Source organism: Pseudomonas fluorescens group sp. PF-1 (assembly GCF_054481335.1).
The window spans coordinates 636,205-648,610 of sequence record NZ_JBTMNG010000002.1 but is presented as its reverse complement, the minus strand read 5'-3'; the positions used below and the strand labels follow the sequence as shown (position 1 = coordinate 648,610).

Below are 12,406 nucleotides of genomic sequence, written 5' to 3'. Positions count from 1 at the left end.
CCTTTGTTGTCCTGTCTTTCCGCGGTAGCTCATTTAATGTCCAGAAACATGAAGTTCAGCCACAAAATTTTGTTGGCTGCTGCCCTCGTGGTGGTCGTTGCATTCGCCTGTTTCATCCTGTTCAACGATTATCGCCAGCGTCAAACGCTGCATAACAGCACCGAAGCCTCGATGCAGGAACTCGGCAGCCTGACCACCCGTAATATTCAGACCTGGCTGGAAAGCCGCATACAGTTGCTGCAATCGATGGCCCAACAGGTCAGCGCCGATGGCAGCGCCCCCGCCAGCCTGAAACGCATCATCGACTTGCCCGCCTACACCGGCAACTTCCAGCTGAGCTACTTCGGCGGTGCCGACGGCGTCATGTTCTCGGTCCCGACCGGTAACCGTGCGGCGGACTACGATCCGCGCGCCCGTGGCTGGTACAAGGCGGCCACCGGCGCGCAGCAGACCATCGTCACCGAACCGTACATCGCCGCCTCGTCGGGCAAACTGGTGATCACCGTCGCGACCCCGGTACAACGCCAGGGCCAGATGATCGGCGTTGCCGGCGCCGACATCGACTTGTCCAGCGTCAGTGCAATCATCAACTCGCTGAACTTCGGCGGTCACGGTCATGCCTTCATTGTCAGCGCCGACGGCAAGATCCTGATCCACCCGGACAGCAAACTGGTGCTCAAAAACCTGGCAGACGCCTACCCCAATGGTGCGCCGAAGGTCAGCCCGGGCCTGAAAGAAGTCGAGATCGACGGTAAAAGCCAGTTCATCTCCTTCACCCACGTCAACGGCGTGCCTTCGGCCGATTGGTATGTAGCATTGGTGCTCGACCAGGACACCGCGTTCTCGATGCTCAGCGAGTTCCGCACCTCGGCGCTCATCGCCATGGTGATTGCCGTGGTGATCATCATCGCGTTGCTGGGCATGCTGATCAGTTTCCTGATGCAGCCGTTGCTGGCCATGGGTCGCGCCATGCATGACATCGCCGAAGGCGAAGGGGATCTGACCAAACGCCTGACCATTCACGGTCACGACGAATTCGGCGCGCTGGGGCTGTCATTCAACCGCTTTGTCGAACGCATTCACACCTCGATCATCGAAGTGTCCTCGGCCACCGGCCAGGTCAACGAAGTGGCGCTGCGTGTGGTGGCCGCCTCGAACTCGTCGATGTTCAACTCCGACCAGCAGGCCTCGCGCACCAGCAGTGTCGCCGCGGCGATCAACCAGCTCGGCGCCGCCGCCCAGGAAATCGCCCAGAACGCTGCCCTCGCCTCCCAGCATTCGAGCGATGCCCGTAGCCTGGCCGAAGACGGCCAGCAGGTGGTGGACAAAACCATCAGCGCGATGCAGCAGCTCTCGGCGAAGATCAGCGATTCGTGCGGCAACATCGAGACGCTCAACAGCAACACCGTCAACATCGGGCAGATTCTGGACGTGATCACCAGCATCTCCCAGCAGACCAACCTGCTGGCGCTGAACGCTGCCATTGAAGCGGCGCGTGCCGGTGAAGCCGGACGCGGGTTTGCGGTGGTGGCCGATGAGGTGCGCAACCTCGCCCACCGCACTCAGGATTCGGCGCAGCAAGTGCAGAAGATGATCGAAGAACTGCAGGTCGGCGCCCGGGAAGCGGTCACCATCATGACCGACAGTCAGCGCCAGAGCGAAAGCAGTGTCGGCATCGCCAACCAGGCCGGAGAACGCCTGGGCAGCGTGACCCAGCGCATCGGCGAAATCGACGGCATGAACCAGTCGGTCGCCACGGCAACCGAAGAACAGACAGCCGTGGTGGAATCGATCAACGTCGACATCACCGAGATCAACACGCTGAACCAGGAAGGTGTGGAGAACCTGCAGGCGACTTTGCGCGCGTGTTCAGACCTGGAGCAGCAGGCGGCACGATTGAAGCATCTTGTAGGTAGTTTCAGAATCTGAGGTGCTGCTACCGGCACAATCGCTAGCAGGCTAGCTCCCACAGGGGATTTGTGAGCGCCACAGATCAAATGTGGGAGCCAGCCTGCTGGCGATGGCAGCAGCCGCCCCAAAAAGCTAGAACCGTGACCCCGGCTTCGACAGAAACGCCAACTCCTCAGCCGTAGACTCGCGACCCAACACCGCATTGCGATGGGGAAACCGTCCAAACTGCGCAATCACTTTCTGATGCTTTTCGGCGTAATCCAGATAGTCGGCAAACAGCGCCCGATCGACGTCCGGCTGTTGCGCCACCAGCTCGATGTAACGCGAGACACCTTCGTTCTGTACCGCCAGATGTTCGCTGTGTTCGAACACCAGATAGATGAACACCCGCTGAATGGGCCGCAACTGGCGATCGAAGTCCGCAGCCATGCCTTGTGCTACCAGCGCCTGAGCCCTGATGTCACCGGAAAAAGCCTTGGGGGAGTCGCGAAAGATCATTCGCGGGAGTTGATCGAGTAGCAGCACCAGAGCCAGCCAACCTTCGGGGCATTGCGCCCAATCGGTCAAACCGCCGGTCAGTGCCTGCTCGACCTGGTCCCCGAAACGCGTGCACGCTTCGAGGTCCTGGCTGTCACGCTTGCCGAACCATAACCTGCCCTTGTCAGCCGCGACTTCCCTGGAAGATTCGGCTTTACCGAACCACCATTCGAGCAGCGGCTGCCAGGGCGCGTTCATGGTTTATTCCTTGTGGTAACCCGTGACGCGTGCAACTTCTTCTTTCGAGCCGAGGAACACCGCAACACGCTGGTGCAGACCGTCAGGCTTGATGTCGAGGATGCGCTGGTGGCCGTCGGTGGACGCGCCGCCCGCCTGTTCCACCAGGAACGACATCGGGTTGGCTTCGTACATCAGGCGCAGTTTGCCCGGCTTCGATGGCTCGCGGCTGTCGCGTGGGTACATGAACAGACCGCCACGGGTCAGGATGCGGTGCACGTCAGCCACCATCGCGGCGACCCAGCGCATGTTGTAGTTCTTTTTCAGCGGGCCTTCTTCGCCCGCCAGCAATTCGCTGACGTAGCGTTGCACAGGGGCTTCCCAGTGGCGCTGGTTGGACATGTTGATGGCGAATTCCTGGGTGGATTCAGGAATGGTGATGTCTTCGTGGGTCAGTACGAAGCTGCCCATTTCGCGGTCCAGGGTGAAGCCTTTGACGCCGTCGCCCAGGGTCAGCACCAGCATGGTCTGCGGACCGTAGATGGCATAACCGGCGGCGACCTGCTGGGTGCCTGGCTGCAGGAAGGCCTTTTCGTTCAGGGCTTCGTTCTGGCTCAGGTATTCGCTCGGGCAACGCAGCACGGAGAAGATCGTACCGACCGGCGCGTTGATGTCGATGTTCGACGAACCGTCCAGCGGGTCGAAAACCAGCAGGTAGGCGCCTTTCGGGTATTTGCCTGGGATCTGGTAGGCGTTGTCCATTTCTTCGGACGCCATGCCAGCCAGGTGACCGCCCCATTCGTTGGCTTCCAGCAGGATCTCGTTGGACAGAACGTCGAGCTTCTTCTGAACTTCGCCCTGGACGTTTTCAGTGCCCATGCTGCCCAGAACGCCGCCCAGGGCGCCTTTGGAAACGGCGTGGCTGATCTCCTTGCAGGCACGCGCCACCACTTCGATCAGAAAGCGCAGATCGGCAGGAGTGTTGTTGCTACGGGTCTGCTCAATCAAATAGCGACTCAAGGTAACGCGGGACATGGAAGGCTCCGGAGGAATGGGGGGCTAAAAACCCGCGCAGTTTAACGCGAGTCGGGGCGCATTTCCTCCTATCAGACGTGATCGACCGAAGAGAGTTCATGCGCGGGGTTCAGCGTAGTTGGAAATGGTCCGGGTGTGAGCCGAAAAGTGGCGGTCATTTCAGCCTTTCCATTGACTGATCGACCGCTATCGCGGGCAAGCCCGCTCCCACGGGTATTGCGCTTTCTTGTGGGAGCGAGCCTGCTCGCGATGGGGGTGCAAAGCACCCGGCTTCAGGATTTGGCGGGCGGTTTGCGCAGCAGACTGAACGCCATCGCCGCCAGGAACAGCACGCTCAGCAACAAAACGGCCCACAGGCCGAATTTCTTCCAGTCAGTGCCTGTGGACGCCTGCACCGGCGAGGCAACCGGCGTAACCACACCCCCACCCTCGACCGAAGCCTTGCCCAGCGTCGCCAGTTTCGCAGCGCTGTAATCCGGAATCAGCGTCGACAACGGCAGGTTAGCGGCCTTCACCGTGGAACTTCCCAGCGCCAGGGTATAAGGCCCCGGCCCGCGAGCCAGGAACACCAATTGCGTGGCGCGCACGGCGTACTTGACCATCGGAGCCTGAGCACCCAGACCGCCGCCGCGCTCGTCCACGGTCAGTTTCAACTGCTGGAGCGTTTGCCCCGGCAGCTGTAGCTCGTTCTGCACCACATCCTGGCCGTTCTGCGTCAGGCGATAGAGCAAAGCGCTGCTCATCGGTTGCCATGGCAGGCTGCTGTCCCGACGCCCGTACAAGGTCACTGGCGCCAGGCTGTTGGGCTGGCTCAACTCGACCTGCACCCGCTCGACGTTCAGCCCCATCGGCAATTGCCAGGTGTATTCACCGGCCTTCACGCTGCTGCCGGCCAACGTTGGCGACCAGACCAACGGCAGCGGCAGGCGGCGGGAGCTGGCGCTTTCCAATTGCGCCGACGTGAGGGTCGGTGCCGAGTACGGGGTGTCCCACAGCAAGCGCAGATAGCGCGCCGACTGTCCTGGCAGACCGACCTCGTGTTGTTCGACCCGCTCATCGGCAAAGGTCAGCCGCGCCACCTGTCCTTCGCCCCAGGACTGCCAATGCTGCAAATCGTCGCTGGCCTCGATACTGAAACGTTGAAAACCATCGCGCTCACTGGTCCAGTCGAGAATCAGCTGCTGCAACGGCGCCTTGATGGCACTGGCGTCGAGCAACCAGCCACGCAACGCTTCTTCGCCGGCCTCCAGCTGACTGGAGGGCTGCACCTCGACCAGGGTGCCATTGGCGCTCGATTGCACCCGCACGCTTGGCGCGTGCTCGGTGGCGTCCATCGAGTTGTACAGCGGGAACCATTTCACGTCGGTCAGCCTGCGGCTGTCAGCGGTTTGCGCGGTTTCCCGGGCCAGGGCGTAGGCCTGTGCATCACCCGCCGCGTCGAACACACGTACATCGCTCAGGTCGGTCTGCCGTGCATTCAGTTGCACGACCAAGGGCAGATCGAGGCGATACCACGGGCCTTCGCCACTGACGGACAACGGCACCTGCGTGGCGAAGTCCGCCGGTTTGTCCTGGGCAACAGCGGCCATGGCCATTCCCATTGCAACTGCGCCCAACCAGCCCAGGTTCAGCTTCTGACTCAAGACGACACTCCTTCGGATTCCGGGGCCGGTTTTTCAGCTTCCGGCACAGGCTCGGCGCGCTTGGGCGGCAACGGGGCGAAATAGCCCACCACCAGCAGCAATACACCAACGCCGATAAACGAAACGATCCGCGCCAGACCGCCGCGGTTACTCAACTCAACAAAGAACAGCTTGGCCACCACCACGCCGATCAGCGCCGCACCGATCAACCAGACTTCGCGCCGGTGGCGCAAATGGCCACCAATCATCAGCCCCAGGGCCATCAAGGTCCAGACGATCGACAGGCCGGCCTGCACCAACATGGATTCGAGCAACGCATCCAGCTCGAACGCTACACCGCCCCAATGGTGCGCGGCACGCATCACCAGCGCAGTGAAGAACGCGAACAGCGAAACGCCGGCGACAATTTGTGAAACGCGGGCCGTGTAGCCCCCGCGGATCGCCAGCTGTGCCACCGCGCTGCGCGACCAGACGTAGACGCCGAACAGCGCAAACAACAACCCCAGCTCCAGTGGATTGATCAACGGCACGTACGGCAGCGGTTCGGCGGTGCCGTCACTGACGATATTGGCCAGCCAGAACCAGCCCAGCATCAGCAACGCCAACGGCGCGGCGGCATACACGCGGTACTCGCGAGGGTAAGCCGATACCGGCCACGGCCAGGCCCGCGGGGACGCCATCAAGACCAGATACAGGCTCGGCAGGATCGCCCAACCCAACCAGCGCCAAGCGTTGTACTGCTCGGACAACAGCAACAGGCCATAACGCAGTTCCAGGGCCAGCACACCGATCAACAGCCAGCAGCCGAGCACGTGGGCGGCACTCAGCGCCCGCCCCGGCAGCATCGGAGCCAAACGTCGCAACGCGATGAAGTGCACGACAAACACGCCCACCCACGCCAGCCATCCGACATTGGCCGCCGGGTGATAACGCCCATGCCAGGCGCCGAGCAACACCAGGCCGGCCGCCGGAATCAGCAACGTGCAGAGTAAACCCAGCGACGGCCATTTCAGGCGCAGCGTCAGCCACCCCCATGGCGCAACGCTTAGCGCGGCAACGGCGAGCAGCAAAGTCGCTTGCAGATTCAGCGGGGCAAAGCGCAGTACTTCACTGATCCACGCCAGCGCCCACCAGCCCGCACCCCATAACAGCAACACATCGGACAAACGCTGCAAGTTCAGCACATCGAACGCCGTGTCATGGTTGCCGAGCTGCAAACGCCAGGCCCCGACCAGTGCAGCCAAGCCCAAGACCAGCGGCGTCCAGAAACCGCCATGGGCCAACGGGCGCAAACCTTCACTGGCCAACGGCCCGAGCAACTCCGGCCCGGCCATCAGGAAGGCCGCGCCGCCAATCACCTGCAACACCAGGCCAAAGGCAAAACTCACTCGCTGCTTCAGGTACAGGCTCAGCCAGATGATCAACAAACCACTGGCCGCCCACACCGCACTCGCCGTTTGCCACGGCAGGACAAACAACACCGCGAGATTGATCAGCATCAGACCGGCCAACAACACCACCGACAATCCGCGCAGCAGTCGCACATCGCTGCGCACTCCCTCATCACGCACCGCCCACAGCATGCCGACGATCAACGCCAAGCCGATCAAGGATGCACTGAGCAATCCGTTCCAACCGGCGCTCAACACCGCGCCAGACTCGTCGCCGGCGCCTTGCAGGCGCAACAGGAACAGCGCGCCGCCCAGCAACTGCACGGCAAACGCAGTGAACAGGAAGGTACGCGATTGCAGGCGCAAGCCGACGAACAGGGTCGCCAGCCCCGCCAGCGCCCAACTGATTGCCGTGCCATGGGTGAAGAAGAACAGCGGCGCCAGCAGATAGAGAAACGTCAGGCCGAGGCAAGCCAGCACCGGCAGGCCTTGGCGCTCCCAATTCGAGACCTGTTCAGGCAAGGCTTTGTGTAGTTGATAAAAACTGAACAGCAGCGCGGCACCGAGCATCAATGCCCCCAGCGGCGCGCCGTCCAGCAAGCTGCTCTCGCCGCCGCGCAACTCGCTCAGAAACGCCAGCGCCGCCCCCAATTGCAGGAACAACGCAAACGCGCGGGCCAGCGGTCGTTGCTGACGCAAGCCAAGCCAGAAAATACCCGCCCCCTCCACCGCCCACGCCGCGGATGTCCACCGCGCATCGAGCCCCAGTGGAATCGCCAGACTGGCGAAGATCACGCCCAGCGCCAGGCAGGTTTCCGCCAGCAGCAGCGCCCGGCCCCCCATCAATGCCCGCGCCAGCCCCATGTAGATCATGCCCAATGCCAAGGCACTGAACGCAGCGGCGAACTCCAGGTGCTGCACCAGGGCGAACTGCAATCCGAAACCCACCAATGGCGGGCCGAACAGCATCGTGCCATCGACGTAATCGCCTTTGCGCGCCGACCAGTGCAGCAGCGCTTCACGGCTGTCATCCTCCGGCGCGTCGCTCACCTCCAGCAGCTTTCGTCGGGCAAACAACAGGCCGATGGCCAGGTACATCAGGAAGAACAGAATCAGAAACGGCTGGGTGCTCCACAGCAACTCTGGCGTATAAGAACGCAGCCCCCAGGCGAAGCCGATACCGAAGGTGCCGACAAAGCCGATCAGGTTCAGCAGGCGCCAGGCCTTGAACCACGCGATGGCGAGGATGCCGGCATTGAGTAGCGCGAAGTAACTGAACAAAGCGACGTGATTGCCGGCACCGGTAGAGGTCAGGATCGGCGCGGCGAACCCACCCAGTGCGGCGGCAGCGGCCAGCCCCAAGGCATCCTGGGTAATGGCCAGAATCGCTGAAAACACCGTCACCGCCACCAGCAACCCCAGCGCCGCCGAGGGATCGAGCAGCGGGTGCAGACGCATCGCCGCAAACACCGTCAAGTACAACACCGCGATACCGGTGCCTTGCAGCATTAACGCGTAGTGGTTGTTGCGTGTTCGCAGCCACCAACCCAGCCCAAGCAGACCGAGTGCCACCGCCGCGACTGCGGCGTAACGCAACTCGATCGGCACCACCATGCCTTCAGTGGCGTAACGCAGCAGGAAGGCCAGACCGAGGAATAACAACACGACGCCGACCCGCAGCACGGTGTTGCCGCCGAACAGCCACGCACGGGCACCGCTGATGGCGCGCTCGATGAAATTGGGGCCGCGAGGAATGGCAGGGGATTGTGCCTCGCGGGCAACCGGCTCCGGTTTCCAGGCATCGACCGGTGACGGACGACTGGCTTCGGTGGCCGCAGCAGCGACGGGTTCGAGTTCGGGCGGCAGCTCCCAGATCAATTCCGGGGTTTCGGCCGGGGCTTGCGCGACAACGAGGTCCGGGACGGGAACGGTTGCACCCATGACCGGTTCGCGGGTTTCAGACGCTGCAACGCCGGTGACTTCCAGCACCGCGAGCCGTTGCTCGATCGCATGCAGCGCGACCTGCGCCTGCTCCAGCAAGCGACGCTGCTCGTTGGCCTGGGAACCCAATCGAGCGATGCGAATGGCCTGGCCGATGCCCAACCCGAGTAACGCGCCGAGCAGCGCATCGCTGAACGACTCATCGAGTATCCAGCCCAGCACCAGGCCAATCAGCATGAACATCCATTGCATGGTCGATATCCTTGAGCACAATCCCTGAAAGACTAGCCTGGCCAGCCCCAAAAGATCGCAGCCTTCGGCAGCGCCTACAGGACGATGCGTTCACCTGTAGGCGCCACCGAAGGCTGCGATCTTTTCCCGGGCGCCAGTATATCGGGCCGGGCGAATAGTTACTCCAGTGCCTTCCAGATATCGGTCGCGTACTCACGAATGGTCCGGTCGGACGAAAACCAGCCCATCCGCGCCGTGTTCAGCACCGCAGAGCGCCACCATTCGTTCGAGTCATGCCAATGGGCTTCGACGCGCATTTGCGCATTCCAGTAGGAGTCGAAATCGGCGCAGACCAGGAAGCGGTCGTAATCCACCAGTGAATCGATCAGCCCGGTGTAACGGGACGGATCATCCGGCGAGAACACCCCGCTACGAATGGCTTGCAACACGTCGCTGAGCCGATGGGATGCGGCGATGTCCGGCACTGCGCTGAACTCCTGGTTCAGCTTGCGCGCTTCGACTTGCTGGGCGCTGAGACCGAAGATGAACATGTGTTCGGCGCCGATGCGTTCGCACATTTCCACGTTGGCGCCGTCCAGTGTGCCAATGGTCAACGCGCCGTTCAGGCCGAATTTCATGTTACTGGTGCCCGAGGCTTCGTAGCCGGCGGTAGAGATCTGCTCGGACAAGTCCGCCGCCGGAATGATGCTTTCCGCCAGGCTGACGTTGTAGTTGGGCAGGAACACCACTTTCAGCAACCCACGCACGGTCGGGTCGTTGTTCACCACCCGGGCGATGTCGTTGGTCAGTTTGATGATCAGCTTGGCCTGGTGATAACTCGCCGCCGCCTTGCCGGCAAAGATTTTCACCCGCGGCACCCAATCGACCTCCGGCTCGGCACGAATCGCCTGATAGAGCGCCACGGTGTGCATCAGGTTGAGCAGTTGCCGTTTGTATTCGTGGATGCGCTTGACCTGCACGTCGAACATGGCCGCCGGGTTGACCGCCACCCCCAGCCGTTCGTGAATGATGTAGGCCAGGGCTCTTTTGCTGTGCAGCCGTTGCTCGGCAAACGCCTTGCGGAATGCGCTCTTGTCGGCGAACGGTTCCAGACCGAGCAAGCGATCTTCAGGGTTGTCCAGCAGCTGCGGGCCAAGGGCATCGACCAGCATCGACGTCAGTTCGGAGTTGGCCTGATAGAGCCAACGGCGGAAGGTGATGCCGTTGGTTTTGTTATTGATCCGGTCCGGATAGAGCTTGTGCAGTTCGGAGAACACGGTTTTGCGCATCAGCTGCGTGTGCAGCCCGGACACGCCGTTGACGCTGTGGGAACCGAGGAATGCCAGGTTGCCCATGCGCACGCGGCGGCCGTTGTCTTCTTCGATCAGTGATACCGCGCGCAACACGTCGAAGTCGTGAATGCCTTTGGCCCGCAACGAGTCGATGTGCTGGGCGTTGATCAGGTAAATGATCTGCATGTGCCGCGGCAGCATGCGTTCCATCAAGCCGACCGGCCAGGTTTCCAGCGCTTCGGGCAGCAGCGTGTGGTTGGTGTAGGACAACGTGTCGACCGTAACCTGCCAGGCGGCGTCCCACGCCACATCGTAGACGTCGACCAATTGACGCATCAGCTCGGCCACGGCAATCGACGGGTGGGTGTCATTGAGCTGGATCGCCGCGTGATCGCCCAGCGTCAGTACCGAGGTGTGCATGTTGCGATGGCGGCGCAGCAAATCCTGCAGGGACGCGGCGACGAAGAAGTATTCCTGGCGCAGGCGCAGTTCCTGGCCGGCTTCGGTACTGTCGGCCGGGTAGAGCACGCGGGAAATACTTTCGGCCCGGGCCACTTCGGCGACCGCTCCCAGGTGGTCACCGGCGTTGAAACGTTCCAGGTGCAGATCTTCCATGGCCCGCGCACGCCACAGTCGAAGCGTATTCACACTCGCCCCGCGCCAGCCGACCACCGGCGTGTCGTAGGCAATGGCCCGCACGGTTTCCGCCGGGTGCCAGACCTGTTTGGATTTGCCGGTTTCATCGGTGACCGTTTCGACGCTGCCGCCGAAGCCAATCGGATACACCACTTCCGGCCGCTCGAACTCCCAGGGGTTGCCGAAATCCAGCCAGTGTTCGGTCTGCTCCTGCTGCCAGCCGTCGACAATAGCCTGACGGAACAAGCCATGCTCGTACCGGATGCCATAGCCATGACCGGCGATGCCCAGGGTCGACATGCTTTCCATGAAGCACGCCGCCAGACGACCGAGGCCGCCATTGCCGAGCGCCGCGTCGGGCTCCAGCAAGCGGATACGTTCAAGGTCGACGCCCAGTTCGGTCAGTGCTTCCCGCGCCACGTCCAGCAAACCGAGGTTGCTCAGGCTGTCGTAGAGCAAGCGGCCGATGAGGAATTCCAGGGACAGGTAGTAAACGCGCTTCTGACCCTTGCGATAGATCTGGCGCGTATGGTCCATCCAGTGCTCGACCATGTGATCACGCGCGGCCAGCGCAATGGCTTCGAACCAGTCATGGTCGAAGGCGTGATCCGGGTCTTTGCCCACCGCGTAGGTGAGTTTGGTCAAGACGGCGTCGCGGAATGCGGCCACCTCTGCTTCGCGAACAAGTGGTTCTTGAGTCATCGATAAGACCTCGAGCGAGCGTTGGGTTGTCTGAGCCTAGACGGTCTGACAGGCGGTAGAGGCTCTGGTTCGGCAGTTTTTCCTGTTAGTGCGACTTAGGTCGTTAATACATTGTCGTGTAGTGGAATCAATGCAGGGGCCGTGCCGAATTTATGGCTAATCGGGTACCCAACGCAAAAAATCTGGCGAAAGGTTGTTCAAAAATCCACCAGTCCCGGTATGATCGCGCGCCCTGATGCATGCTGGTAACAACCGATGATGAAGCCGAACCTGATCGCCGCCGCGGAGATCGACCGACTCGATACCTGGGCCAAGTACTCTGCTCCGATGTGCGGCTCCTGCATATCCAGCTGCTGCACGCTGCCTGTCGAGGTCAAGATCAAGGATCTGATCCGTATCGGCATCGTCGACGAGTTCGAGCGCGGCGATCCGCCGAAGAACATCGCCAAGCGCCTGCAGAAGGAAGGGATCGTCGAGCGCTACAACCAGAAGTCCGAGATCTTCACCCTGCAACGCATGAGCAACAACGATTGCCTGTACCTGGATCGTAAGAGCCGTCTGTGCACTATTTATGAAAAGCGCCCTGACACCTGCCGCAATCACCCGAAAATCGGCCCGCGGCCGGGGTATTGCGCGTACAAGCCCAAGGAAGTGGAGCGCGAGAAAAATTCGCGGCATATCGAGCGGTTCTGATTCCGCCTGACATTGGCGGTGGCTGATCGGCCGCCTTCGCTGGCAAGCCAGCTCCCACAATGATTGTTGTCGTACAAAAATTTCATGTACGACTCAAAACCCTGTGGGAGCTGGCTTGCCAGCGAAGAGGGCAGCACCGACACCTCACGAACTCCAGACAAATCGCAGACAAACAAAAACGCCCCCGGCCTTTCGACCGGGGGCGTTTTCGTTGAGC

At 61.7% G+C, this 12,406-nt stretch carries 7 protein-coding genes and 1 pseudogene; 3 read left to right on the top strand and 5 right to left on the bottom strand.

The window, feature by feature from the left end; genetic code table 11:
• Positions 1 to 36 precede the first annotated feature (36 nt).
• A pseudogene (locus tag ACX3YD_RS17705) lies at positions 37 to 1,071 on the top strand (HAMP domain-containing protein); the annotation flags it as partial.
• 93 nt (positions 1,072 to 1,164) lie between these two features.
• Positions 1,165 to 1,929, top strand: a complete 765-nt coding sequence (locus tag ACX3YD_RS17700; RefSeq protein WP_422625966.1) for a methyl-accepting chemotaxis protein — start codon at positions 1,165 to 1,167, stop codon at positions 1,927 to 1,929.
• A 114-nt stretch (positions 1,930 to 2,043) separates the two neighbouring features.
• Here the strand turns inward: ACX3YD_RS17700 and ACX3YD_RS17695 are convergent, their stop codons facing one another.
• The 5 genes from ACX3YD_RS17695 to ACX3YD_RS17675 all read right to left on the bottom strand — a co-directional run bounded on the left by ACX3YD_RS17695 (position 2,044) and on the right by ACX3YD_RS17675 (position 11,496).
• Positions 2,044 to 2,646: a DUF924 family protein gene (locus ACX3YD_RS17695; RefSeq protein ID WP_458960625.1), complete on the bottom strand. Its 603-nt coding sequence runs from the start codon at positions 2,644 to 2,646 to the stop codon at positions 2,044 to 2,046.
• Positions 2,647 to 2,649: 3 nt separating this feature from the next.
• Positions 2,650 to 3,660 carry a class 1 fructose-bisphosphatase gene (locus ACX3YD_RS17690; protein ID WP_103405919.1) on the bottom strand — a complete coding sequence of 337 codons (1,011 nt, stop codon included), beginning with the start codon at positions 3,658 to 3,660 and terminating at the stop codon, positions 2,650 to 2,652.
• Positions 3,661 to 3,932: 272 nt separating this feature from the next.
• Positions 3,933 to 5,303, bottom strand: coding sequence for a DUF3999 domain-containing protein (locus ACX3YD_RS17685; protein WP_458960624.1), 1,371 nt, complete (start codon positions 5,301 to 5,303; stop codon positions 3,933 to 3,935).
• Positions 5,300 to 8,887, bottom strand: coding sequence for a DUF2339 domain-containing protein (locus ACX3YD_RS17680; RefSeq protein ID WP_458960623.1), 3,588 nt, complete (start codon positions 8,885 to 8,887; stop codon positions 5,300 to 5,302). Before ACX3YD_RS17680 ends, ACX3YD_RS17685 begins: the two co-directional genes overlap by 4 nt.
• 158 nt (positions 8,888 to 9,045) lie before the next feature.
• Positions 9,046 to 11,496: a glycogen/starch/alpha-glucan phosphorylase gene (locus ACX3YD_RS17675; protein ID WP_103405916.1), complete on the bottom strand. Its 2,451-nt coding sequence runs from the start codon at positions 11,494 to 11,496 to the stop codon at positions 9,046 to 9,048.
• A gap of 255 nt (positions 11,497 to 11,751) precedes the next feature.
• Here ACX3YD_RS17675 and ACX3YD_RS17670 point away from each other — a divergent pair, with 255 nt between their 5' ends.
• The gene (locus ACX3YD_RS17670; protein ID WP_047536361.1) at positions 11,752 to 12,189 is read left to right on the top strand and encodes a YkgJ family cysteine cluster protein; all 438 of its coding nucleotides are present in this window, start codon (positions 11,752 to 11,754) and stop codon (positions 12,187 to 12,189) included.
• The last annotated feature ends 217 nt before the right edge of the window (positions 12,190 to 12,406 follow it).